A 24,724-nucleotide genomic window follows, 5' to 3' on the forward strand; every position below is an offset into this window, starting at 1 on the left:
GTGCCTATCAAGCTAAACGTTCTGCTACCCGGAGCCATGCACTACGTGAACGAGGATTGGCTTTGATTTCTTCGTCACTGGCTTTTACGCGGGATACCTTCTTTAAACGTCGTGTATCTTTTTGCTGCCCCGGCATTCCCCAGCCAAAATCTTCATCTAATGTGGATTCTTTTTGAATAAACTGTTTAATCAAACGGTCTTCCAGAGAGTGGAAACTAATGACCGCCAAACGTGCCCCAGGTTTCAAGATTTCAACGGCCTGAGGCAAGAAGATTTCAATATCTTCTAATTCTTTATTAATAGCAATACGAATAGCTTGAAAAGTACGAGTGGCGGCATGCTTATTTTTTTCCCATTTTGGATGCGCGACTTTAACAATTTCCGCAAGTTGAGCTGTAGTATCAATCTGTCCGGCCGCCTTGATGGCTTTGGCAATCCGGCGACTATAACGTTCTTCGCCGTATTTAAAAATGATATTTGCCAGTGCTTCTTCTTCAATTTTAAGCAGCCATTCTGCTGCAGTTGGACCTTGTGAATTGTCCATGCGCATATCCAGCGGGCCATCTTTCATAAAACTGAAACCACGTTCAGCCTGGTCCAGCTGCGGTGAAGATACACCCAGATCTGCCATCACTCCATCGACCTGTTCAATGCCCAGCTCAGCCAAGGCATCTTTCAGGTCAGCAAAGCTGGCATGAATAATTTTAAACCGTGAATCTTCTTGTTCTAGTTCGGCCGCCACTGCCAGTGCCTGTGGATCTTTATCAAAGGCATAGACACGTGCATGTTCATTTAATTTAGACAGCAATAAACGCGTATGTCCACCACGACCAAAGGTACCATCAACATAAGTTCCCGTATTGCGACCCGCCAACAAGGCATCAATCGTTTCGTGAAGTAATACAGAAATATGTGACATAAAAACTCAATCAATAGGGCGAAAAATTTAACTGCACATTATCACCCTGTTTAGGCAAAGCTCCAAACGACTTTTTGTAGATAAATATTACTTTCTATAGAGAAAACCGTTTCAGCATTTTTGACCACAAAAAAGCCTCCCGTTTTGGAGGCTTTTTTCAATCCAGATGACTTCGCAGATCAATTAACGTTTGCTGTTATAAATCTGGTCGAAAATTGCACCATTTGCAAAATGGGTTTTCTGTGCATTGGCCCAGCCACCAAAGACTTCATCAATGGTAAAGGTTTTGATTTTCGGAAACTGTGCCGAATACTTGGCCAATACTTTTTCATTACGTGGACGATAGAAGTGTTTAGCCGCCATCTCCTGACCCAATGGTGAATACAGGTAATTGATATAACCCGTTGCTAACCACTTATTACCATTTTTTTCTACGGTACGATCCACAATCGCCACTGACGGTTCAGTCAAAATCGTGATCGATGGATAAACGATATCAAACTTGTTTTTACCCAAGGTCTTTTGCGTAACTAAGGCTTCATTTTCCCAGGTCAATAATACATCGCCAATCCCACGTTCGGCAAAGGTGGTCATTGAAGCACGTGCAGCAGAATCCATCACCTTCACGTTCTTATAGAGTTTGCCGACAAATTCCTGCGCTTTGGCTTTATTACCGCCTGGCTGTTTCTCGGCATAACCCCATGCAGACAGATACACCCAACGCGGCAAACCACCGGTTTTCGGGTTAGGGGTAATAATCTGCACACCAGGTTTGGTTAAATCACTCCAGTCCTTGATGCCTTTCGGGTTGCCCTTGCGGACCATGAATACGATAGTTGAGGTATAAGGTGCCGAGTTATGCGGAAATTCTTTTTGCCAACCTGGCTGAATCTGGCCAGATTTCACAATTTCTTCGATGTCATTGGCCAGCGCCAAAGTCACCACATCGCCTTTCAGGCCATCAACCACTGAACGTGCCTGCTTGCCCGACCCCCCATGTGACTGCTTAAAATTCACATCCAGACCTGTGCGGTTTTTCCAGTAAGTTCCAAATGATTTGTTAAATTCATCATAGAACTCGCGCGTGGCATCATAGGATACATTCAGAAATTGACGGTCTGCTGCTTGTGAAGCAGTAGCTGTCATACCTAAACCAGTCGCCAATAAGGCAGCACTAAAGAACAATTTTAATTGAGTTTTCATGGCAACACAGAGTTTATCTTCATTAAATATAACTATATGAAATAAAATCATTTATCGCAATTCAGCATTGCGCATCAAAACACGATAAAATAAAAGGTTTTCTTTATTAATATGATGTTTTTAAAAGAAAAATGTTATTTATTATTCTACTTATCTCTAATATATAGAATTTTATGCATTAGATATAAAGAAAATGGATAATCACTTCGCCATTTTCTTTATCTCCTTATAAACCACTGCTTACTTATCTTTTTTCATTATAAATTTGATCATAGATCGCCCCATTTACAAAATGCGCTTTTTGCGCTTTGGCCCAGCCTCCAAAGACTTTATCAATAGTGAAGGTCTGGATTTTCGGGAATTGGGCTGAATATTTGGCAGCCACTTTGGCATCGCGTGGACGGAAGAAATATTTTGCAGCAAGCTCCTGCCCTTTCGGTGAATATAAATAGTTCAAATACCCTTTGGCCAGATGGATCGTGTCATTTTTATTGACGTTTTTATCGACAATCGCCACCGATGGCTCAGCCAGAATTGAAATCGATGGATAGACGATATCGTACTTGTCTTTGCCCAGACCCTGCGTTGCCAGCAAGGCTTCATTTTCCCAGGATAAAAGCACATCACCAATACCGCGCTCGGCAAAAGTCGTCAGTGAACCCCGGGCACCGGAGTCGAGTACTTTGACATTTTGATAAAGTTTTTTCACCAGCTCTCTGGCTTTGACCTCATTGCCACCGGGTTGCTTCAGCGCATAGCCCCACGCAGACAGATAGATCCAACGCGGTGCGCCACCAGTTTTCGGGTTCGGGGTAATAATTTCCACACCCGGTTTGGTCAGATCATTCCAGTCTTTGACTTGCTTTGGATTCCCTTTGCGTACCAAAAATACGATCGTAGAAGTATAAGGCGCCGAATTGCTCGGAAAATCTTTTTGCCAGCCTTTCTCGATTAAACCTGCATTGACGATTTCTTCGATATCATTGGCCAAGGCCAAGGTCACCACATCGGCCTGCAAACCATCGACAACTGAACGCGCCTGCTTGCCTGAACCGCCATGCGACTGCTTAAAATTAACCGTCTGTCCGGTTTTCTGCTTCCAGAACTTGCCAAATTCTTCGTTATATTCCTGATAAAATTCACGGGTCGGGTCATAAGACACATTCAGGAAATCTTTGGCGATGGAATTTTGTACTGCTGTTCCAGCTAAAATTGTCAAGATTGTTGATGCTATTATTCTTTTCATCTTATGTAACTCAATTGTTTATATAGCAGCACTATACAAATCAAAAATTAACATAACAATCATATGCTTATAACAAAATACACAATCTATTTCTGATTTTCAGATATCTGGTAACAATTAAATCCAGATACATATTCTGCTAGAAAAGTAATATTCTGCTACAATATAAGACAGTTCTTCACGTTGTCTTCACAGTTTTCTGTTAAAAATAGGCCACTAAAACAGGAAATTACGTTTTTTTAGTAATTTTCCACAGAGTTATATAATTTCTTTTGTAAAAAATGTGACTTGGTTCTACTTCTTTATGACCAACTGTGATTAAATTGTAGACAGAGTATTAAAAAAAACATTTTTAACAAAATAAAACCAACCAGAAGTAAGGAGGAAGTTTGGATATGAAATTTAAATTATTCACAGCCAGCATCCTAAGCCTGATTATGTTGTTTTCGATTCAGCTCGGTCATGCCGTGGTTGTGAAGACAGATTTGCCGAAGACTGTAGTAAGCACCGCTGAAAGCAAGGCATCGCCGATTGAAAAAGCGATTCAGCAACAAAAAAGTGAAAAAACACTCCATACAGAAGATAATTTAAAAGTCTTAACTGCCCTTAAAGTTGCACCTTCGCAAAATTTCTTGGCAGCACAGAATTATCGTTTTACCCGTTTTGTACAAAGTATTTTTTTGAGCGATCCTTCTTAATCAGCGCCAAAAGAGCTGAATACGTCCAGATTTAAAAGCCACATTACTCAATGTTGAATAAAGCATTAAGTGAAGTGGCTTTTTCGCTATAATAGTTACAATTTTATATTCAAGATTAGATCCGGCTATGACTATTCGTACTCGTATTGCACCTTCTCCTACTGGTTTTCCGCATGTAGGTACTGCCTATATCGCCCTGTTTAACTTATGTTTTGCCAAACAGCACGGTGGTGAATTCATTCTTCGGATCGAAGATACCGACCAACTGCGCTCAACGCCTGAATCTGAAAAAATGATTCTGGATTCATTGCGCTGGCTTGGTCTGAACTGGTCTGAAGGTCCTGATGTGGGTGGCCCGCATGCACCGTACCGTCAGTCAGAACGCATGGATATCTATAAAAATTATGCATTGGAACTGGTCGAGAAAGGCCATGCTTTCTACTGTTTCGCTACCCTAGAAGAACTGGATCAAATGCGTGCAGAACAGCAGGCACGCGGTGAGTCTCCACGTTATGACGGTCGCGGTCTGAATCTTACTCAGGAAGAAGTTGAACGTCGCTTGGCTGCTGGCGAAGCACATGTGATTCGCATGAAAGTACCGACTGAAGGTGTATGTAAGTTTAATGACATGCTGCGGGGTGAAGTCGAGATTCCATGGGCACAAGTGGACATGCAGATCCTGCTGAAAACCGATGGGCTGCCAACCTACCACCTGGCTAACGTCGTGGATGACCACTTAATGCAAATCACCCACGTGATTCGTGGTGAAGAATGGATTCCATCTGCACCGAAACATCAGCTACTTTACCAGTATTTCGGTTGGGAAATGCCGGTACTGTGCCACATGCCACTGCTACGCAACCCGGATAAATCCAAGCTGTCTAAACGTAAGAATCCAACCTCAATCAACTACTACAAAGACATCGGCGTACTGCCTGAAGCCTTGTTGAACTACTTGGGTCGTATGGGCTGGTCAATGCCAGATGAAAGTGAAAAATTCACTTTGGCAGAAATGATCGAAGATTTTGATATCAAACGTGTATCACTGGGTGGTCCGATCTTTGATGTCGAAAAACTCAACTGGCTGAACGGTCAATGGATCAAGGCCTTGAGTCCGGCTGAACTGCTCGACACCTTGCTGGCATGGAAAGCGGATCGTGCCAAATTAGAAGAAATTGCAGCTGCGATTCAACCCCGTATTAACCTGTTGTCTGAAGCGGTGAACTGGTCTGCACATTACTTTAACCACTTCCCGACCCTGACCAAAGAACAGTTTGTAAGCAAAAAACTGTCAGATGAACAGGTACGCCAAAGTCTGCAATTTGCAATCTGGCGTTTAGAAAGCTTGTTTAGCTGGAACAACGACACGGTCAGCCAAACTTTGATGGACTTGGCGACACAGATGGAAATCAAGTTACGCGACTTTATGCCAGCGTTCTTTATTGCGATTGCCGGTTCGACTGCATCTACGCCAGTCATGCAAACGATGGTGACCATTGGTCCGGATTTAACCTTTGCACGCCTGCGTCATGCCCTGGAAATTGTTGGTGGTCCAAGTAAAAAAGAGCTAAAAGTCTGGGAAAAACTCAATGAAAGCTTAAAATTGCCGAAAAATGAAGCAGTTGATCAAGCTTAATTAATTTTTGTGTTGACGTGTGAGCGCGATATCCCTAATATAGCGCTCACACAGACTGGGGTCATAGCTCAGTTGGTAGAGCGCTACAATGGCATTGTAGAGGTCAGGAGTTCGATCCTCCTTGACTCCACCAAATCAAGTCTTGCTTTAGCTGTGTAATTTGCCTCAATTGTCCCTATCGTCTAGAGGCCTAGGACATCGCCCTTTCACGGCGGTAACCGGGGTTCGAATCCCCGTAGGGACGCCATATTCAAGATGACCATACCATATTATGGTGATCTTATAAAAAACCCAAGCATCGCGACTTGGGTTTTTTATTGCCTGTATATTTTATGTTGGGCAATATTTCGGTTTCTCCGCATCTTCCGATAAAATAATCAGTAATTCAAAATTTTGGAGTTGTAATGCAATATCGTTGCCCTAAGTGTCAAAGCCCGAAAATCATGCCAGTGGCCCAGCCAGGTCAAGCAGCTCCACGTCCAGTGGTTCCTAAAAGCTTAATGTTTCTGGTGCCCGCCCTGTTCCTTTTACTATTGCTGGTCATCATTAGTATCGCGATGTGGGCTTTTGGCGATGGTGCAGGTACTACTTTACAGACTGCGACTGTGATCGTCTTTATTCTTTCTTTGATTGCAGGCTTTATGTTCTATAAGGACTTACCTGATTTTAAAATTTCAATGCAGGCATTCATGCAAACACAAAAGAAATGGAAATGCCGTGAATGCAGTCATGAGTGGGACATCTAATTTCCCATTCAGTATGCAATACGCATAAAAAAAACCAGCCCGCAGGCTGGTTTTTTTACATTAAAATCAGGGATTAACCACCGATTTTCTTGTATTTGGTACGTTTTTGTGCCGCATCTTCACCTAAACGCGACTGGCGATATGCTTCATATTCTGCATAGTTACCTTCGTAGAATTCAGGAGTTTCATTTTCAAATGACAGGATGTGGGTTGCAATACGGTCCAGGAACCAACGGTCATGCGATACCACCATTACAGTACCCGGGAATACCAGAATGGCATCCTCAAGTGCACGCAAGGTTTCGATATCCAAGTCGTTTGACGGTTCATCCAGCAGGATCACGTTTGCGCCCATTTGCAGGATTTTGGCAAGTTGCAAACGGTTACGCTCACCACCTGACAATTCACCAACACGTTTTTGCTGATCTTGGCCCTTGAAGTTAAAACGACCGATATAAGCACGTGAAGCAATTTCATAATCGCCAATACGCAAGATATCCAGACCGCCAGACACTTCTTCCCAGACGGTTTTGTTGTTGTCTAGCGTGTCACGGATCTGACCTACATAAGCCACTTTAACCGATTCACCCAGTGTTACCGTACCGGTATCTGGTTGTTGCTCGCCGGTCATCATACGGAACAGTGTAGTTTTACCCGCACCGTTCGGACCCACGATACCGACAATCGCAGTTGGTGGAACTGTAAAAGTTAAGTCTTTATATAGTAAACGACCATCAAACGATTTGCTGATACCTTCAACTTCTACAACCTTGTTACCCAGACGTGGACCAGGTGGAATGTAGATTTCAGAAGTTTCGTTACGTTGCTGGAATTCTTTAGAGTTAAGCTCTTCAAAACGCTCCATACGCGCTTTGTTTTTCTTTTGCTGACCTTTAGCATTTGAACGAACCCATTCAAGTTCTTTTTTCAATGCCTTAGCAAAAGATTCTTCCTGCTTGTTCTCTTGCTCTAAGCGGGCATTTTTCTGCTCCAGCCAAGAAGAGTAGTTACCTTGATATGGAATACCCATACCACGGTCAAGCTCCAGAATCCATTCCGCCACGTTATCCAGGAAATAACGGTCATGCGTAATCGCCACGATGGTGCCCTGGAAGTCTTTCAAGAAACGTTCCAGCCAAGATACAGACTCTGCATCCAAATGGTTGGTCGGTTCATCCAGAAGCAACATGTCAGGTTTAGACAGAAGCAGACGACACAGTGCAACACGACGGCGTTCACCACCTGAAAGCAACTTCACATCTGCATCCCATGCAGGAAGATTCAGGGCTGCAGCCGCCTGATCCATCTGGTTGCTAAGGTTATGCGCATCCCAAGTCTGGATAATCGCTTCCAGCTTTTCCTGCTCTTTTGCCAGTGCATCAAAGTCAGCATCTTCAGCTGCATATTCAGCAAATACTTCGTCAAGACGAGCCAAAGCATCTAACGGTTCACGTAAACCATCTTCAACGTTACCACGAACATCTTTGTTTGGATCTAGCGGTGGCTCTTGCTCAAGATAACCGATTTTGATACCTGGTTGTGCACGTGCTTCACCAGAGAAATCTTTATCTACGCCCGCCATAATACGAAGCAAGGTAGACTTACCTGCACCGTTTAGACCAAGCACACCAATTTTTGCGCCTGGGAAAAATGATAAGGAGATATCTTTCAGGATTTCGCGCTTAGGCGGAACCATCTTAGATACTCGGTTCATCGTATAAATATATTGGGCCACGTAGGACTCCTCAACTGAAAAACCAAATGGGGTTATAACAACGACCCCAGCTCAAAAAAGAGCGAAAAAATAATCGGCTATTATACGCAGAATGTGCTGAAAACATAAGCCATAGATACGAACTTAAGCCTATTGTAACAAGTTTTATTTTGATTACTTTTTAAACAACACTTTAGCCGGATTAACGCGTATGCTTTTTAAGGCAATATATGAATAAAGCAGATATGCATTTGAATAAATATACGCTTTTACTCATATGCTTTTATGCTAATCTTTTCAAAAATCAAAAACACCAGAAGACTAAATCTCATGAGTTATAAAGCTGAAACTTTAGCGATTCACGCGGGCTATACCCCAGAAGCAACCACCAAGGCAGTGGCTGTGCCGATTTATCAAACCACATCTTATGCCTTTGACAATACTCAACATGGGGCCGATTTGTTTGATTTAAAGGTGCAGGGGAATATCTATACCCGGATTATGAACCCGACCACTGCAGTACTTGAACAACGTGTAGCAGCACTGGAAGGCGGGATTGGGGCACTCGCTTTAGCCTCTGGTATGGCTGCCATTACCTATGCGGTTCAAACCATTGCTGAAGCAGGAGATAATATTGCTTCAGTATCAACGCTTTATGGTGGCACCTACAACCTGTTTGCGCACACCCTGCCCAAACAAGGCATTGAAGTCCGTTTCTTTGATTATGAAAAACCGGAAAGTCTGCGTGACCTGATTGATGAAAAAACCAAACTGGTCTTTGTCGAATCCATTGGTAACCCGCTCGGCAATATTATTGATTTAGAAGAAATTGCAAAAATTGCGCACGAATATGGTGTACCTGTGGTTGTGGACAATACCGTTGCCACCCCGATATTACAGAAATCTTTCGATTTTGGTGCTGATATTGTAGTGCATTCCCTGACCAAGTATATCGGCGGTCATGGCAATTCAATTGGTGGCATCATTGTCGACAGCGGCAAATTCCCGTGGGGGAAATATCCTGAACGCTTCCCTGCCCTCAATACACCAGATCCAAGCTATCACGGCGTAAACTATGTCGAAGTGCTGGGCGAGGCGGCTTATATTGCCCGTGCCCGTGTAGTGCCTTTACGCAATACCGGTGCTGCGATTAGTCCGCAGAATGTGTTTCTAATTCTGCAAGGTTTGGAAACCTTAAGCCTGCGGATGGAACGTCATACCGAAAACGCACTAAAAGTGGCAGAATATCTGCAAAAACATCCTAAAGTGAAATGGGTCAATTACGCCGGTTTAAAAGATCATCCGCAACATGCCCTGGCGCAAAAATATGTGAAAGGTAAACCGTCTGCCATTCTGACTTTTGGGGTCCAGCATGGTCTTGAAGGTGGCACCCGTTTTATTGATGCCCTGCAACTGTTTACACGTCTGGTCAATATCGGTGATGCCAAAAGTCTGGCCTGTCACCCCGCTACCACCACACATCGTCAGCTCAATACTGAAGAACTGAAATCTGCCGGTGTCAGTGAAGATATGGTACGACTCTCCATTGGAATTGAGCATATTGACGACCTGATTGCCGATCTGGAACAGGCATTGGCAACCGTTTAAAGCAGTACTCAAACTGACTCGAAACCTCATCATTTCTGATGAGGTTTTTTATTTATTTTCTAAAACAGCCACTTGCTTTGCTTTTTATTTTCATGGTAAAAGTTAAATGAAATAACGAACATAAATAGAGCAATTACTCTAATTTTTATTTTAATTTCAATAGTTTATTGTATAGATTTTCCTGAAGAATTGTTTATCATATCTGTACTCACCTTCGCTCTCATTTTCTGTTAGAGCGCCATAGACCTTTAATAAAAATAATTTGAACGCTGACTTCAAATTAGGGATAACAAACGTGAAAACTAGACTACACAAACAACTGGAAAAATGTGTTGCAGGTAAAACTGTCCTGATTACTGGTGCATCCAGCGGTATTGGCTTAACGACAGCACATCAACTGGCCGATGCAGGTGCCCATGTTTTACTGGTAGCCCGTACTCAAGAAACCCTAGAACAAGTAAAATCAGAAATTGAAGCAAAAGGCGGTAAAGCCTCGATATTTCCGTGTGATTTAAACAATATGGAAGCGATTGACGAAGTATCTAAGCAGATCATTGCTTCAGTCGACCATATTGATATTCTGATTAATAATGCGGGTCGTTCGATTCGCCGTGCCGTGCATGAATCGGTAGATCGTTTCCATGATTTTGAACGTACCATGCAGCTAAATTATTTTGGTGCGGTGCGTCTGGTGATGAATATCCTGCCACAAATGATGATGCGCCGCGCGGGTCATATCATCAATATCAGTTCGATTGGCGTGCTGGCCAATGCAACCCGTTTTTCGGCCTATGTGGCTTCAAAAGCTGCGCTGGATGCCTTTAGCCGCTGCCTGTCTGCTGAAGTGCATGCGCATAAAATCGCAATCACGTCGGTCTATATGCCTTTAGTGCGCACCCCGATGATTGCACCAACCAAAATCTATAAATATGTCCCGACGCTTTCTCCAGAACAGGCGGCCGACCTGATTGCCTATGCAATTATGAAGCGGCCGAAGAAAGTCGCGACCGGTTTGGGCCGTCTGGCATCCATTACCTATTCAATTGCTCCAGATATCAACAATGTCTTGATGTCCATTGGTTTTAACCTGTTTCCAAGTTCAAGTGCATCTGTGGGCCAATCACAAAAATTAAACTTGGTGCAAAAAGCATATGCGCGTCTGTTCCCGGGCGAACACTGGTAATTTTTGATACGGATAGTTGAATGGAAATGCGAGCCGCCGACCGGGCGGCTTTTCTCTGTCTCAGTTTTGCAAGATCTGGAATAAAGTGGACTGATTTAAAAAACCACGACACAGCCTGTCCTGATCAACACAGATTTTTGCCGCAAATGCTGCGAGATCACGTACACTATCAGCGGATATTTCCTATCCGTATTTTTATATTTTGATTGAAATGATGGAAACCCTTATGAACAACGCGCAATGGCTCGATGAAGTAAAATTTAACGAACAAGGATTAGTCCCTGCCATTGCCCAGCATCATCAAACTGGACGTGTGTTGATGGTGGCCTGGATGAACCGTGAAGCATTGGCTTTAACTGCCGAAAAAAATCAGGCAGTGTATTTCTCCCGTTCACGCAACAAGTTGTGGCATAAGGGCGAAGAATCAGGACATTTTCAGACCGTACATGAAATCCGTCTGGACTGCGATGCCGACGTGATTGTACTGCAAATTGAACAGCATGGCGGCATTGCCTGTCATACCGGCCGTGAATCATGCTTCTATCGCAAGCTTACGCCAAATGGCTGGGAAATTGTCGATGCACAGCTGAAAGATCCGTCTGCGATTTATGGCGAAAAATCCACGAATCCGCATACGCTTGCCATGAATGCGTCAACAGCCCAGTCTGAACAGGTTGAAGTGTTGTCTTATCTGGGCCAAATGATGGCAGAACGCAAACAGGCCGATCCGGATTCCTCTTATGTGGCCAAGCTCTACCATAAAGGTTTGAACAAGATTCTGGAAAAAGTGGGTGAAGAAAGCTTTGAAACTGTGCTGGCAGCGAAAGATTTTGATCAGGATGCTTCTGCAGACCATAAAAATGATTTGATCTATGAAGTCGCAGATCTTTGGTTCCATACCATTGTAATGCTCGGCTATTTCGATCTGGATGTACAATTGGTGTTAAATGAACTGGCACGTCGCCAAGGCTTATCCGGTCTGGTTGAAAAAGCCAATCGTCAGCATTAAGCCTTGAATTCATCTGTGTCTGATCTTCAAAAACCGACCGCGACCTATGAGCAGGCCACTGCCATTGATAACGCACGTCTGGGTAAATCCTTTAAGGTGATTGCCTATGCGGGCACAGGTAAAACCACCACCTTGCAAATGATCAGTGATGCCATGCCTGAACGGCGTGGTATGTATCTGGCTTTCAACAAAGCCATTGCCAGTGAAGCGCAATCCAAGTTTCATCGGGGGGTGGATTGCCGGACCTTTCACTCCCTGGCCTTTCGCAGTGTTCCACGTGGAATCACCGACAAGCTGCGCCTGCCACGCTTGAGTCCAAGTTTTATTGCCAAAGAATACCGCCTAGAACCGATGACCATGCGCCGTATGATGGGCGGGCGTTACGAGAAATATGTGCTGATGCCTTCGCGTCTGGCCAGTCTGGTGGCGAATGCGGTTGGCTATTTCTGTTCGACCAGTTCGCAGTACCCTGCTCCGCGGCATATTCAGGCACCGAGCTGGTTGCATCCGGATGATATCGAGACTTTGCAGAAGAAACTTTATCCAGCCGTAGAACGACGCTGGCTAGAGTCAATTGATCCGAATCATCAGGCCGGTATCGGACACGATATTTACCTGAAACTCTGGGCGCTGTCCGAACCCAATATTCCAGCCGATTATGTGCTGTTCGATGAAGCACAGGATGCCGATCCCCTAATGCTGGGGATTCTGCTGAAACAGCGCAGCACCCAGGTGATTTATGTCGGGGATGCACATCAGCAGATCTATGCCTGGCGTGGTGCGGTGAATGCCATGCAGCGACTGCCTTTACCTGAATCGCGCCTGACCACATCCTTCCGTTTTGGCCCTGAAATTGCCCTGAATGCCAATGCTATTTTAGGTGCACTCAATGAAACGGTGCCTTTACTCGGCAATCCTCTTTTAGATTCCAAAGTGGTCAATAAACCACATACTAAAATGCGCGATGCGATTCTGTGCCGGACCAATGCCCGTGCCATGGAACTGTTACTGGCCGGACTGGTACGCGGTGATAAAGTCAGCCTGCAAGCCGATCATGTCAAGCTGAATCGTTTTGTCGATGCGGCTGCGATGCTGAAACAGGGCAAACGGGTCGTTGATGTCCCGGAACTGGCCTGGTTTAACTCCTGGCATGATGTACATGAATACTGTGAAACCAATGAAGGCAGTGATATCAAGCCTCTGGTCAAACTGGTGGATGAGCATGGTACCGATCCACTAAAAAAAGCCCTGGCCAAAATCACGCCGATTGCTCAGGCCGACTATATTATTTCCACTGCACACAAGGCCAAAGGCCTGGAGTGGGATCGGGTCCATATTGAAGATGACTATCAATTCAAGCTGAATGAAAAAGATCATAAAATTAGTGATGAGGAATTAAGATTACTTTACGTGGCCTGTACACGTGCTAAAGTGAGTTTAAATATTCATCACATTTATGACCTGATTCAACAACTGAAGATCAAGATGCCACAGTCGCTTCGGCAGGCAGTCGGTTAAGGTGCATGGCATGGATGTAAACATCATGGCACAGGTGATCTATGCACATCGAAGCACTTCAACTGAAACACACCCTGCATTTTTCCAATATTCAACTACAGTTTAATTATCCGCAATGCCCGGTCACCTTGATTCTGGGCAATCAGGCTTCTGGGAAAACTACGCTTTTACGTTTTAGCTATCAGGCCCTGACCTGGTTTGCAGCCCGTTATCGCGATAGCCGTGCCGCAGGTCTGGTGATGGCAGATCAAGACATCATGCAAAACCGGCTGCAATCCAAAATTGATATCCGGATCGGTTTTCCTGAGGAAATGGGCAGCTTGCCAGAATCGAATCAGGCCGAACCTGCCCACCTACAAAGCTGTTCCTGGCAGATCTACAAGACCTTAAACAGTCACGGCTTGGGCTTTGGCAAAGCAGAAACTTCACAGCTTGAAAGTATGCTCAGCCTTTATCAGAAAGCCCGGCTACAGGATTCCCTGCTCGGCTTGCCATTGATAGCCTATTATCCTGCTGAACGTTTTAGCAATGAAGTCAATTTGCTCAGCAAAAATAATCCAGCCATTTTCCAGCCCGCATATGCTTACGAAATTGCTGCGATTCCTTTCACCACTTTTGCCCGTTTTTTTGAATGGTTTCGTGAAATCAGTGATATTGAAAATGCGCAAAGTGCCAAGATCATGGACCAGATTTTAGCGCGTGCCTTGCAGCAACCAGAAGATATTCGCGGAGAGGAACTGGCCCGGCAGATCGAGAAAGCGCAGGCCCATCTGCATGCGCCGAACCTCACAGCTTTAAAAGAGGCCCTGTCGCTGATCCTCTGCCCGAAGTCAGCCAGATTTATTTAAAATACCAGCCCAAGCTGCAACTGATGGTGACCTATCAGCAGCAGACTTTTAGCTTCCAGCAGCTGCCCAACAGTATCCGCAACTGGATTGCACTGGTGGGTGATATTGTACGGCGTCTTTGCCTGTTGAATCCCCACAGTCTATTTCCCTGTCAGGAAGGCACGGGCGTTTTATTGATTGATGCCATTGATCATCAGCTGGATCAGGAGACAGCAGCAGTGATTCTGTCCCGCCTGCATCAGGCATTTCCTCACTTGCAAATTATTGCCACCGGCAACCGGCCTGAATTGCTGGAGCAGGCGCAAGCCTTTCAATGTCTAAAACTGGAAAATAAACAGCTGCAACCGATTCATCTTGAAAGCATGAAAACCCAGTTTGATCAGATCTATGCAGAACTGGAACTGCAGTGCAATAAAGACCTATTACCCGAAGATAGCTTATTGGAAGCTGCTGCCGAACCAGTCACACCGCTTGCAATATTGCAAATGATCCGGGAACAGCTCAATCCCGAACAGCAACAGGAACTGCTGGCTTTACTTGCCCAGGATTCTCAACCGACACTACCTCAGTCGCTCTAGGCAAATTTATAAAATAAAAGCCACTGTTTTGATTTACATTTACAATCAATGCCTGAGATTTAATCTTAATTTTCGGTCACTTCTGGATGATCTGTTTAAGCAGGCATCAGCGCTTAAAAGCGGGCTCACGTATAATTTAGAAGTTGGACATAAAAACGTTGATGTTGTTGTTATCCTGTAATATGATCGGTTTTATTTGCGAATTTCATTGTAAAATCGGAATTTGCTATCGTTTATAAGTTGCGCAATACAACTGCTTTATATTCTTTTTGAATATTCTTTTTGGCTTTCAAGATTGAGAAGTTTGGGTCGCTCCTTGTGGTCCTGTAGTCCTTGGAAGATAAAGATTCACCCTAGGTTGGTCATAACCTAAATCACGACAATGGATACGAGTGTGCTGCCGATTATTATATTGTTACCGTTAGTATTAGGCACAACCCTTGTCTCGTGGCTGAAGCAATTTTCGCGCGGGGTAACGGCTTTAGGGGCAATTGGTGTCAGCCTCAGCAGTTTCTTATTATTATTGAGTCAGGCGCCTGCCATATTTGACGGCGCAGTGATTACCCAGACCTGGTCCTGGCTGCCCCAGCTGGGCATCGATTTCAGTTTCCGTCTGGACTCTCTGGGACTGCTGTTTGCCTTGCTGATCAGCGGGATTGGTACGCTGATTTATATTTATGCCTATTATTATCTGAATCCAAAAAACTCACTGAGCAAGCTGTATCTTCTGCTAATGCTGTTTATGGCGGCCATGCTCGGGATTTCATTGTCGAATAACCTGATTATTTTATTGGTTTTCTGGGAGCTGACCAGTATTTCATCCTTCTTGCTGGTGGGTTACTGGAGCAATTACGAAGCTGCACAACGCGGCGCACGTATGGCGCTCACCATTACCGGATTGGGTGGTTTGGCCATGCTGGGTGGTTTTATCCTGCTCGGTCAAATCACGGGTACCTATCAGATTGATCAAATCCTGAAGATGACCGATCAAATTCAGTCTCATACTTTATTTGTACCAACGCTCTTGCTGATTTTAATCGGTGCTTTTACCAAAAGTGCGCAGTTCCCGTTCCATTTCTGGTTACCGAATGCCATGGCCGCGCCGACACCCGTCTCTGCCTATTTGCATTCGGCCACCATGGTCAAAGCCGGTTTATTCCTGGTTGCACGTTTGCTCCCGATCTTCGCCGGCGCTGCACTGTTTCATAATATTGTGACCTTTGTCGGTCTGTTTACCCTGTGCATGGCTGCCTTCTTTGCCATTTTCAAGGAAGATCTGAAAGGCCTGCTGGCCTATTCCACCATCAGCCATCTGGGTCTGATCATGTGTCTGCTCGGGATTGGTTCACCACTGGCCGTTGCAGCAGCGATTTTCCATATTATTAACCATGCCACCTTTAAAGCGGCCCTGTTCATGATTGCCGGAATTATCGACCATGAATCGGGCACGCGTGACTTGCGCAAGCTGTCAGGCTTATGGCAACTGCTGCCATATACCGCCACCCTGACCATGATCACGGCGGCGGCTATGGCGGGTGTTCCCCTAACCAACGGTTTTCTCTCCAAGGAAATGTTTTTTACCGAACTGGTCGCGAACTTGAGTGGTCCAGTCATGGTCGGTTCAGCCATCGTCGCAACATTGGCCGGGATTTTTGCAGTCGCCTATTCTACTCGGCTGGTACATGGGGTATTTTTCGATGGCCCGCTGGGCAAAGAGGTTCCGAATAAAAATGCGCATGAACCTCCGTTTGGCATGCGTGCACCAGCAACCTTATTGGCAATTTTATGTATCTTGGTGGGGATATTACCCGCGCTTCTGGTTGAAAAAATTGTCAACAGCTCAACCCGGGCATCGACCCAGAATTTTGCCTTTGAAGGTACCCATCTGGCACTCTGGCATGGTTTTAATCTGCCGCTGTTGATGAGTGCAATTGCCCTGATCGGCGGAGTCATCTTCTACTTTTCTCTCGCCAAAGGCGGTACCTTACGTGAAATCGACTTAGATCCAAAACTGGGCCGCTTGCAGGGCCGGGTACTGTTCGATCTGTTTTTGAAAAATCTGCTGCTGAATTCCCGCCGTTTCCGTCGTGCCACTGAAAATGGAAAATTACAAAGCTATTTATTGTGGATTGTAATCCTTACAGTGGGACTGGTGGGTTTCCCATTAGTGACGAATGCTGTCGGTGGCGGTACACGTGAACTCACCCATGCCCCTGCCCTGGCCATTGTTTTGTGGATGTTACTGTTCTCTGCCTGCTGGATGCTGTTATGGTTCCATCATGAGCGGATTAAAGCGGTACTGATCAGTGGTGCAGTCGGCCTGGTGGTGACCATGGTCTTTATTGGCTTCTCGGCACCAGATTTGGCACTCACCCAGATTACGGTCGATGTAGTCACCACAGTATTGTTATTGATGAGCTTATCTCTGCTACCGCAGTTAACGCCTTATGAGTCCAGTCCTACCCGTCGCTGGCGTGATGCGATCATTGCTCTAGGGGGCGGTCTCGGTATTGCGGCAATCGCCTGGCTGATCATGACCCGTGACCATAATTCCATTTCATGGTTCTTCCTGCAACAGTCGATTCCGCTGGGCGGTGGCACCAATGTGGTGAATGTAATTCTGGTCGACTTCCGTGGTTTCGATACCTTCGGTGAGATTACCGTACTCGGGATTGCCGCCATTGGTGTCCTGAGCCTGATGGATGGGATGCGTGCCCATGGTACCATCATGACCCAGGGTCTGACCTATCGTTTTAACCCTTCCCCATTGATGTTACGTATTACTGCATCATGGATCTTGCCTGTGGCACTGGTGGTCAGCCTGTATATCTTTATGCGTGGCCACAACCTGCCAGGCGGTGGATTTATTGCCGGATTGGTAACATCACTGGCGCTCATTATTCAATATATCGCAGTGGGGCAGGACAAAACCGAACAGTTGCTTGGTGCAAAATCTGGTCGTCTGTATGAAATCTGGATTGGCGTCGGTTTAATTATTGCCGGTTCGACCGGAGTCGCGGCCTGGTTCTGGTCACGCCCATTCCTGACCAGCGCCCATATTTATGTTTCTCCGCCTATCCTTGGAGACATGCATCTGGCTTCGGCTGCTCTGTTTGATGTGGGTGTATATGTCACTGTGGTCGGTGCGACCATGCTGATGATTTCTGTCCTGGGCGACTCACGTCACTCCAGTATGACTGGTCCAGTACCAAGAGGATAATAGAATGATGAGTTTAGAATTTTTATTAGCCTCTGCCATCGGTCTGCTGACTGCCACCGGAATTTATCTGATCCTGCGTGCCCGTACTTTCCCGGTGGTGCTGGGCTTGGCCATGATTGGTTATGCGGTCAACCTGTTTTTATTTGCCATGGGCCGAATTCAGATGAATTCACCTGCGGTATTAACCGAAGCCTCCAGAGTAACCGATCCACTTCCTCAGGCGCTGGTACTGACCGCCATCGTGATTGGCTTTGCCACCACTGCCTTTATTGTCCAGCTAGCATTACGTAGCCGCTATGAATCAGGAACAGACCACGTTGATTCAAAAGAAGAAACACCTCAGATTGACCCACGTGAGGATGAGCCTTAATGACTGATCTTCTCAACTTCTGGACCCAGCATACTCCTATTTTCAGTATTCTTTTACCTGCCTTTACCGCTTTTGTCCTGGTACTTTTAGGCAATCCGGGTGCAGGCTCTCTGGTCACGGACTGGCGTCAGCCTTGGCGTCGGGGTATCAGTCATCTTTCGAGCATCTTGGGCCTCATTATTGCCGTCAGTTATTTGATAGACAGCAGTCAGGGCCAGATCAGCGTTTATACGCTGGGCGAATGGGCCGCACCTTTTGGAATTGTACTGGTTCTAGATCAACTCTCTGCGATGATGCTAGTTTTAACCTATGCCCTGGCAGTACCTGTGGTCTGGTATGCCAGTAAAGAATGGGATACGCGTGGCCGTTATTTCCATGCCATGGTACATTTCCTGCTGATGGGCCTGACCGGTGCCTTCTTGACCGGTGACTTGTTCAACCTGTTCGTGTTCTTTGAAATTCTGTTAATGGCATCTTATGTGCTGCTCTTACATGGACAGGGCAAGGCGCGTTTCCAGCTGGGAATCCATTACGTCACCATTAACCTGTTAGCTTCTGCCATGTTCCTGATTGGACTCGGGATGATTTATGGCAGTGTCGGCAGTCTGAATATGGCCGATGTTGCCCGCTTAATGCCAACCCTCGCAGATGATCAGCACAAACTGGCCGTTGCCGGCGGATTGATGCTGTTTGTCGTTTTCGGAATTAAAGCGGCGATGCTGCCGGTTGGCTTCTGGTTACCCAAAACCTATGCCGTGGCCACCACACCTGTTGCAGCCCTCTTCACTATCATGACCAAAGTCGGGGTCTATGCGATTTTGCGGATTAACGGGACTGTTTTTGATGATGAATACAGCCACCAAATTCTGATGAACTGCCTACTGGTGATTGGTCTGATTACCTCAGTTTATGGCGTTATTTGTGCAATTGGCACAGAACGTCTGCGCCGTTTTATCGGCTTTATGGTGCTGTCTTCAGTCGGAACCATTCTGGTCGCGATTGGCATGAATACAACTGGGGCCTGGGCCGGTGCACTGTATTATATGGTGCACAGCACCCTGGTTGCTGCAGCATTTTATATTCTGTCAGGCTGGATTACTTCACAGCGCGGTGAGTTTAAAGATCATTTTAAAATCGCCCCGATGATGAAACAGAATAAGCTGGTTTCTATTGTCTATTTCATTATTGCCTTGATGATGGCCGGCCTGCCACCCTTTAGTGGTTTCTTTGGCAAAGTCTTTATTTTGCAGGCTTCTGCCAATTCAGACTATCAGATGGTTATTATCCTGACCATTCTGTTGGTGAGCTTCCTCAGCATTCTGGCCTTTACCCGGGTCGGTTTTATGCTGTTCTGGCGCTCGACCAGGCCTGAGGATGATCTTAATTCTGAAGATTTCCACAAATATGAAGCCTTACCCAGCAAGGCTCCTGCACGTAATGATCGCGCGATTTATCTATTGCTTGCCGGTTTAACCGCCTATGTTGTATTTGCCGGACCGATCTATCAATATAATTATCAGACTGCAGAACAGATCAAAAATAATCCGGTCTATGAAGCGGCTCTATTGAAACGTGATTCAGAAGGTCAGTTTATTAGTGTGCAACCTTTTGATCCGAGCTATTTACCAGAAACCAAATATGGTGGTGAGATAGTCGATCCGAATGCGCATCTGATTCCTTATGTGATTTCGGAAGCTACCCTGGAAGGTGAAAATATTTCCGAATTCAAGCAACGCCAGATTGACCAGCAGTATGTTGAACAGATCAAATATGATGATAATCAACTTAAACCAGTGGAGGGACCTTAATGGCTGAATCATTCCTGCAACGTTGGTTCCCGCATCCACTGGTTTCTGTGATCGTGGGACTAAGCTGGACTTTACTGGAACACAATCTGGAGGTCGGAACATTATTTGTAGCTCTGGTTCTGGCGATTGTGATTCCAAAAATGGTCGCACCTTTTATTGACTATACCCCGAACATCCAGTGGGCTCCTGCACTGCGCCTGTTCTTTGTCGTGGTTTGGGACATTGTAGTGGCCAATCTTAAAGTCGCAAAACTGGTCTTGGGGCCAACCAAAAATCTGCATCCGAAATGGTTCCGTGTGCCTTTGGAAACCGCACATGAGGAAGTCAATACCTTGCTGGCGATGATTATTACCACAACGCCGGGGACAGTATCTGCAGGTATTGACCAGGATCGTGGCGATATTCTGGTTCATGCCTTAAGCACGGATGACGAAGCAGCCGAAATCGAGACCATCAAACAGCGCTATGAACAGCCTCTGATTGAAATTTTCAGCGCACAGACAGGAGAAAAAGCATGACGATTCTTCCTTATGCATTAATGATTTGTCTGGGTGCTATCACTGTCTCGATGTTACTCTGCCTGATCCGGCTGATCATTGGTCCTTCTATCGTGGACCGGCTGTTGGCACTGGATACTCTGTTCCTGAATGCAACCTGTCTGATTGTCATTTTGGGAATTTACTGGAGCAGCACCTTCCTGTTCGAAGAGGCCTTACTGGTTGCAATGCTGGGCTTTGTTTCGACTGCAGCCTTGGCACGTTATTTTACCACTGGCCATGTGATCGACTAGGAGTTTTTAAATGTCTTTAATTTTAGAAATACTGGTGTCGATTTTTTTATTGATTGGTGCTTTCTTTATGTTGGTCGGTGGGATCGGTATGGTTCGCCTGCCCGACCTGTTCATGCGTCTGCATGCTCCGACCAAATCCAGCACTTTGGGCTTGGGCAGCTTTTTGATGGCCTCAATTCTGTTCTCTGCCATATATGGCCGTTTCGGTTTTGCTGAAGTGCTCATCACCCTGTTTGCATTCATTACCGCACCGGTGTCCGCCAATCTGATGGCACAGGCCGCACTGCATTTGCGTTTACGCTCTTTGAGTGGTGAAGTTCCGGAAACTCTGGAACGACCGCTGCCTTGGCAACGCTCACGTCGCCGTGCTTTTTATGAGAAAAAAATGAATCATAAAGATGATGATCTAACTTAATTTAGACTATTTTTATATTGATCTTTTAGTATCTAAATTTTTGATAGAACAAGATATAAAAAAAAGCCACCCCAAGGTGGCTTTTTTTTATTGTCCTAAGACTTATTCATCGTCTTTTTTTGCTTCAGCTTCAGGTAAGTCCTTCACAGCTTCAGCGATCAGACCAAACATATAGTTACCATATGCATTGGTCTTATCGTAATGGAAACGTAGACGAGGCGTAATACGGGTTTTAATACGACGACTCAGCTCGTGGCGCAGGAAACCAGATGCTTTGTTTAACACATCCAAAGTTTCTTTATTTGCCGCTTCGCTCTGCTCATCGCCAAGTTCACGTCCCATCACAGTGACATAAACTTCCGCATATCCCAGGTCTGGGCTCACCTTCACCGCAGAGATGGTCACCAGACCACCTAAGCGTGGATCTTTCAGCTCCTGACGGATCAGTTCTGACAACTCGCGTTGTACTGTATCCGCCATACGCTTCAGACGTTGACTACCCGCCATTAAAGACTCCGTTTAATTAATTTAACATCATACACTTCGATCTTGTCGAGAGGTTTGATGTCTTTATAGCCTTTCACCGCAAGACCACATTCCATACCGGCACGAACTTCTTCAACCACTTCTTTGTAGCGACGAAGAGATTCAAGCTCGCCCTGGAACACAACCACGTCATCACGTAATACGCGAATCGGTTTGTTACGATGCAATACGCCTTCAAGTACCATACAGCCTGCAGCCGCACCGAATTTACTTGAGTGGAATACTTCACGTACTTGAGCAACACCCAGAATTGTTTCACGATGTTCAGGCTCAAGCTTACCGCTCATTGCCGCTTTAACATCATCAATCAATTGGTAAATTACTGAGTAGTAACGAATGTCGATACTGTCTGCATCGGCTTTTTGGCGCGCTGCGGTATCCGCACGTACGTTAAAGCCAAGAAGAACTGCTTCTGAAGATTCAGCCAGTGTTACGTCAGACTCGGTAATTGCACCAACACCTGAACCGATAATACGTACTTTCACTTCATCTGTTGCAAGTTCAGCAAGTGCTACATGCAAGGCTTCCAGTGTACCGCGTACGTCAGTTTTCAGTACCACGTTGACGATAGGCACATCTTTCTTGCCCATAGACGCCATGATATTTTCAAGACGCATTGCAGATTGACGCTCAAGACGTTTTTGACGTTCCCGATCCATACGCGCATCGGCAACTTCACGTGCTTTTTTCTCGTCGCTCACAACCAGAACTTCGTCACCCGCCATTGGCGCTTCTGGAAGACCTAAGATTTCAACTGGAATCGAAGGACCTGCAGATTGAATGCGTTTACCATTTTCATCTGTCATCGCACGTACGCGACCATAAGACGAGCCAGCAAGTACCAGGTCACCCACTTTCAGAGTACCGTTTTGAACCAGAATAGACGTTACCGCACCGCGGTTGCTGTCTACACGTGCTTCAATGACTACACCTTGCGCAGCACCTTCTTCAGATGCTTTCAACTCTAGCATTTCTGATTGAATTAGAATCAGGTCCAGAAGCTCATCAATACCTTGACCCGTGTGAGCTGAAACCATGGCAACCGGTACATCACCGCCCCATTGTTCAGGCACGATCTGTTTAGCAGTCAATTCATTCAGAACGCGGTCTGGATCAGCAGACTCTTTATCCATCTTGTTGATCGCAACAATGATTGGTGTACCTGCAGCACGCGCATGATCAATTGCTTCTGCAGTTTGTGGCATCACACCATCATCTGCAGCAACAACCAAGACCACGATATCTGTTGCTTTCGCACCACGTGCACGCATAGCGGTAAACGCGGCATGTCCCGGAGTATCGAGGAAGGTAATGATGCCTTTGTCGGTCTTCACATGGTAAGCACCGATATGCTGGGTAATACCACCGGCTTCACCTTGAGCCACTTTGGCACGGCGAATATGGTCAAGAAGCGATGTTTTACCATGGTCAACGTGACCCATGATGGTAACAACAGGTGCACGAGTCGTTTGCGCACCACGTGCTTCTTCAGCTTGTTCAAGTAAGTTATCTTCTACATCAGTTTCAGATACCAGTACCGGGTGATGACCCATTTCTTCAACAATCAGCGCAGCGATTTCTTGATCAATCGGTTGGTTCTGAGTCACTAGCTCACCCATTTTCATGAGTGATTTAATGACTTCACGAACCTTAACGGCCATTTTCGCAGCCAAGTCAGCAACAACAATCGTTTCACCGATTTCAACATCGTAAACCTGTTTTTTCACAGGTTTTTCGAAGCCGTGTTTGTTTGAAGAACTCGTTTTCAAACCGCGTTTAGGCTGTTTGCTGAAACTTTGCTCTTCCTGACCACGACGGCCACCTTTTTTCGGTGCACGTGCAGTTGGCGTATTGGTACCACGTTTAATTTCGCGGTCTTCTTTCGCAAACGAGTCTTCATAGGCTTGACCTACAAGGCCCGCAGCAAGTGGAGAATCATCCACAACGCGGATGGTTGCAGTGGTATCTTCAGCTGAGTACTTGGTCGCCATTTGACGCATTTGTTCAAGCGTACGTTGCTGCGCTTCTTCAGCTGATTTACGACGTGCTGCTTCTTCCACTGCTTTTAATTTTGCAGTTTCTGCTTCACGTAGTTTTTTCTGTTCAGCCGTTTCAACCTGCTTCACCGTTTGTTTTACAACCGGTTTGTTGTTTGACTTACGCGTCACCACAACAGCAGCTTTAGACACTTCTTGCTTATCGCTGGTTTGCTTCGCAGCAGCGCGCATCGCTTCTAGAGCTTTATTGGCATTATTTACGCCAGCTTTTGGAGCTTCAGCAGCAGCGGCTTGCGCTGTATTCTGCTCAGGCGCAGCTTTGGCCTGTTGCTCAGCCTTGGCTTTCGCCAATGCTTCTGCTTTGATCTGTTCTGGATCCGGCTTAACAAATGTATGCTTCTTGCGAACTTCTACATTAATTGTTTTTGCCTTACCTGAAGTACTGGCTACTTTAGCCGTACTGGTCGTTTTACGTTTCAACGTGATTTGCCCTGCTTGGCTCTCTGAACCTTGTGATTTTTTCACATGGCTCATCAAGCTGTCTTGTTGTTCGGTGGTAATAATATCGTCAGCTTTACGCTGTGGTAAACCTGCCTCACGAACCTGCTCTAGGAGCTTCTCAACTGGACGACCCACGCTGAGGGCTAACTCTTTAATTGACTTGTCCGTCAT

General features: G+C 45.7%; 19 protein-coding genes, 2 tRNA genes and 1 pseudogene. 16 read left to right on the plus strand and 6 right to left on the minus strand.

From position 1 onward, the window contains the following. Positions 1 to 7: 7 nt before the first annotated feature. From rsmH to KUG37_RS00315, 3 genes are all read right to left on the minus strand, one after another. Positions 8 to 919 (minus strand): 16S rRNA (cytosine(1402)-N(4))-methyltransferase RsmH, encoded by a 912-nt coding sequence (rsmH, locus tag KUG37_RS00305; RefSeq protein WP_216936685.1) that lies wholly within the window; start codon positions 917 to 919, stop codon positions 8 to 10. Between the two features lie 183 nt (positions 920 to 1,102). Then, the gene (locus KUG37_RS00310) at positions 1,103 to 2,122 is read right to left on the minus strand and encodes a sulfate ABC transporter substrate-binding protein (RefSeq protein ID WP_216940068.1); all 1,020 of its coding nucleotides are present in this window, start codon (positions 2,120 to 2,122) and stop codon (positions 1,103 to 1,105) included. Between the two features lie 244 nt (positions 2,123 to 2,366). Further along, on the minus strand, positions 2,367 to 3,368 hold the full coding sequence (locus tag KUG37_RS00315; RefSeq protein WP_216936683.1) for a sulfate ABC transporter substrate-binding protein: 1,002 nt from the start codon (positions 3,366 to 3,368) through the stop codon (positions 2,367 to 2,369). Positions 3,369 to 3,763: 395 nt separating this feature from the next. On the opposite strand from KUG37_RS00315, the gene KUG37_RS00320 reads away from it, so the two are divergent. The 5 genes from KUG37_RS00320 to KUG37_RS00340 all read left to right on the plus strand — a co-directional run bounded on the left by KUG37_RS00320 (position 3,764) and on the right by KUG37_RS00340 (position 6,448). Further along, entirely contained in the window at positions 3,764 to 4,066 is a 303-nt protein-coding gene (locus KUG37_RS00320) for a hypothetical protein (RefSeq protein ID WP_216936682.1), read from the plus strand. 127 nt (positions 4,067 to 4,193) lie between these two features. Continuing rightward, positions 4,194 to 5,702 carry a glutamate--tRNA ligase gene (gltX, locus tag KUG37_RS00325; RefSeq protein ID WP_216936681.1) on the plus strand — a complete coding sequence of 503 codons (1,509 nt, stop codon included), beginning with the start codon at positions 4,194 to 4,196 and terminating at the stop codon, positions 5,700 to 5,702. A gap of 57 nt (positions 5,703 to 5,759) precedes the next feature. After that, positions 5,760 to 5,835 (plus strand) — tRNA-Ala (locus KUG37_RS00330). Positions 5,836 to 5,873: 38 nt separating this feature from the next. Then, a tRNA-Glu gene (locus KUG37_RS00335) sits at positions 5,874 to 5,949 on the plus strand. 157 nt (positions 5,950 to 6,106) lie between these two features. Then, positions 6,107 to 6,448: a hypothetical protein gene (locus tag KUG37_RS00340; RefSeq protein ID WP_216936680.1), complete on the plus strand. Its 342-nt coding sequence runs from the start codon at positions 6,107 to 6,109 to the stop codon at positions 6,446 to 6,448. A 73-nt stretch (positions 6,449 to 6,521) separates the two neighbouring features. Here KUG37_RS00340 and ettA read toward each other — a convergent pair whose 3' ends face one another. Beyond that, positions 6,522 to 8,183, minus strand: a complete 1,662-nt coding sequence (gene ettA / locus KUG37_RS00345) for an energy-dependent translational throttle protein EttA (protein WP_216936679.1) — start codon at positions 8,181 to 8,183, stop codon at positions 6,522 to 6,524. A gap of 309 nt (positions 8,184 to 8,492) precedes the next feature. On the opposite strand from ettA, the gene KUG37_RS00350 reads away from it, so the two are divergent. The 11 genes and pseudogenes from KUG37_RS00350 to KUG37_RS00400 all read left to right on the plus strand — a co-directional run bounded on the left by KUG37_RS00350 (position 8,493) and on the right by KUG37_RS00400 (position 21,509). Beyond that, the gene (locus tag KUG37_RS00350; RefSeq protein ID WP_216936678.1) at positions 8,493 to 9,770 is read left to right on the plus strand and encodes an O-acetylhomoserine aminocarboxypropyltransferase/cysteine synthase family protein; all 1,278 of its coding nucleotides are present in this window, start codon (positions 8,493 to 8,495) and stop codon (positions 9,768 to 9,770) included. Between the two features lie 295 nt (positions 9,771 to 10,065). After that, on the plus strand, positions 10,066 to 10,953 hold the full coding sequence (locus KUG37_RS00355; RefSeq protein ID WP_216936677.1) for an SDR family NAD(P)-dependent oxidoreductase: 888 nt from the start codon (positions 10,066 to 10,068) through the stop codon (positions 10,951 to 10,953). A 226-nt stretch (positions 10,954 to 11,179) separates the two neighbouring features. Beyond that, positions 11,180 to 11,962, plus strand: a complete 783-nt coding sequence (gene hisIE, locus KUG37_RS00360; protein WP_216936676.1) for a bifunctional phosphoribosyl-AMP cyclohydrolase/phosphoribosyl-ATP diphosphatase HisIE — start codon at positions 11,180 to 11,182, stop codon at positions 11,960 to 11,962. 15 nt (positions 11,963 to 11,977) lie between these two features. Then, positions 11,978 to 13,480, plus strand: a complete 1,503-nt coding sequence (locus KUG37_RS00365) for a UvrD-helicase domain-containing protein (RefSeq protein ID WP_216936675.1) — start codon at positions 11,978 to 11,980, stop codon at positions 13,478 to 13,480. A 41-nt stretch (positions 13,481 to 13,521) separates the two neighbouring features. Next, positions 13,522 to 14,906, plus strand: a pseudogene (locus tag KUG37_RS00370) (ATP-binding protein). 382 nt (positions 14,907 to 15,288) lie between these two features. Continuing rightward, the gene (locus KUG37_RS00375) at positions 15,289 to 18,126 is read left to right on the plus strand and encodes a monovalent cation/H+ antiporter subunit A (RefSeq protein ID WP_216936673.1); all 2,838 of its coding nucleotides are present in this window, start codon (positions 15,289 to 15,291) and stop codon (positions 18,124 to 18,126) included. Between the two features lie 4 nt (positions 18,127 to 18,130). Next, complete coding sequence (locus KUG37_RS00380) at positions 18,131 to 18,496, plus strand: Na+/H+ antiporter subunit C (RefSeq protein ID WP_180077616.1); 366 nt, start codon at positions 18,131 to 18,133, stop codon at positions 18,494 to 18,496. Next, positions 18,496 to 20,304 carry a monovalent cation/H+ antiporter subunit D gene (locus tag KUG37_RS00385; protein WP_216936672.1) on the plus strand — a complete coding sequence of 603 codons (1,809 nt, stop codon included), beginning with the start codon at positions 18,496 to 18,498 and terminating at the stop codon, positions 20,302 to 20,304. Before KUG37_RS00380 ends, KUG37_RS00385 begins: the two co-directional genes overlap by 1 nt. Continuing rightward, entirely contained in the window at positions 20,304 to 20,822 is a 519-nt protein-coding gene (locus tag KUG37_RS00390) for a Na+/H+ antiporter subunit E (protein WP_216936671.1), read from the plus strand. The genes KUG37_RS00385 and KUG37_RS00390 overlap by 1 nt, the downstream gene beginning before the upstream one ends. Then, entirely contained in the window at positions 20,819 to 21,094 is a 276-nt protein-coding gene (locus KUG37_RS00395) for a K+/H+ antiporter subunit F (protein ID WP_216936670.1), read from the plus strand. The genes KUG37_RS00390 and KUG37_RS00395 overlap by 4 nt, the downstream gene beginning before the upstream one ends. 10 nt (positions 21,095 to 21,104) lie before the next feature. After that, a complete protein-coding gene (locus KUG37_RS00400; protein ID WP_064094625.1) occupies positions 21,105 to 21,509 on the plus strand; it encodes a Na+/H+ antiporter subunit G in 405 nt (134 codons plus the stop codon). A gap of 102 nt (positions 21,510 to 21,611) precedes the next feature. Here KUG37_RS00400 and KUG37_RS00405 read toward each other — a convergent pair whose 3' ends face one another. After that, positions 21,612 to 22,016 carry a ribosome-binding factor A gene (locus KUG37_RS00405; RefSeq protein ID WP_064102366.1) on the minus strand — a complete coding sequence of 135 codons (405 nt, stop codon included), beginning with the start codon at positions 22,014 to 22,016 and terminating at the stop codon, positions 21,612 to 21,614. Continuing rightward, positions 22,016 to 24,724: a translation initiation factor IF-2 gene (gene infB / locus KUG37_RS00410; RefSeq protein ID WP_216936669.1), complete on the minus strand. Its 2,709-nt coding sequence runs from the start codon at positions 24,722 to 24,724 to the stop codon at positions 22,016 to 22,018. The genes KUG37_RS00405 and infB overlap by 1 nt, the downstream gene beginning before the upstream one ends.

It is taken from the genome of Acinetobacter sp. BY419, assembly GCF_019038395.1.
GTDB lineage: Bacteria > Pseudomonadota > Gammaproteobacteria > Pseudomonadales > Moraxellaceae > Acinetobacter.

Bases quoted from the DNA above. Each gene is read 5' to 3' on its own strand.
- KUG37_RS00400 (WP_064094625.1), top strand. From the start codon at position 21,105: ATGTCTTTAATTTTAGAAATACTGGTGTCGATTTTTTTATTGATTGGT.
- KUG37_RS00385 (WP_216936672.1), top strand. From the start codon at position 18,496: ATGACTGATCTTCTCAACTTCTGGACCCAGCATACTCCTATTTTCAGT.
- KUG37_RS00350 (WP_216936678.1), top strand. From the start codon at position 8,493: ATGAGTTATAAAGCTGAAACTTTAGCGATTCACGCGGGCTATACCCCA.
- gltX (WP_216936681.1), top strand. From the start codon at position 4,194: ATGACTATTCGTACTCGTATTGCACCTTCTCCTACTGGTTTTCCGCAT.
- KUG37_RS00310 (WP_216940068.1), bottom strand. From the start codon at position 2,122: ATGAAAACTCAATTAAAATTGTTCTTTAGTGCTGCCTTATTGGCGACT.
- KUG37_RS00375 (WP_216936673.1), top strand. From the start codon at position 15,289: ATGGATACGAGTGTGCTGCCGATTATTATATTGTTACCGTTAGTATTA.
- KUG37_RS00405 (WP_064102366.1), bottom strand. From the start codon at position 22,016: ATGGCGGGTAGTCAACGTCTGAAGCGTATGGCGGATACAGTACAACGC.
- KUG37_RS00380 (WP_180077616.1), top strand. From the start codon at position 18,131: ATGATGAGTTTAGAATTTTTATTAGCCTCTGCCATCGGTCTGCTGACT.
- KUG37_RS00395 (WP_216936670.1), top strand. From the start codon at position 20,819: ATGACGATTCTTCCTTATGCATTAATGATTTGTCTGGGTGCTATCACT.
- KUG37_RS00315 (WP_216936683.1), bottom strand. From the start codon at position 3,368: ATGAAAAGAATAATAGCATCAACAATCTTGACAATTTTAGCTGGAACA.
- hisIE (WP_216936676.1), top strand. From the start codon at position 11,180: ATGAACAACGCGCAATGGCTCGATGAAGTAAAATTTAACGAACAAGGA.
- KUG37_RS00390 (WP_216936671.1), top strand. From the start codon at position 20,304: ATGGCTGAATCATTCCTGCAACGTTGGTTCCCGCATCCACTGGTTTCT.
- infB (WP_216936669.1), bottom strand. From the start codon at position 24,724: ATGACGGACAAGTCAATTAAAGAGTTAGCCCTCAGCGTGGGTCGTCCA.
- KUG37_RS00340 (WP_216936680.1), top strand. From the start codon at position 6,107: ATGCAATATCGTTGCCCTAAGTGTCAAAGCCCGAAAATCATGCCAGTG.
- rsmH (WP_216936685.1), bottom strand. From the start codon at position 919: ATGTCACATATTTCTGTATTACTTCACGAAACGATTGATGCCTTGTTG.
- KUG37_RS00320 (WP_216936682.1), top strand. From the start codon at position 3,764: ATGAAATTTAAATTATTCACAGCCAGCATCCTAAGCCTGATTATGTTG.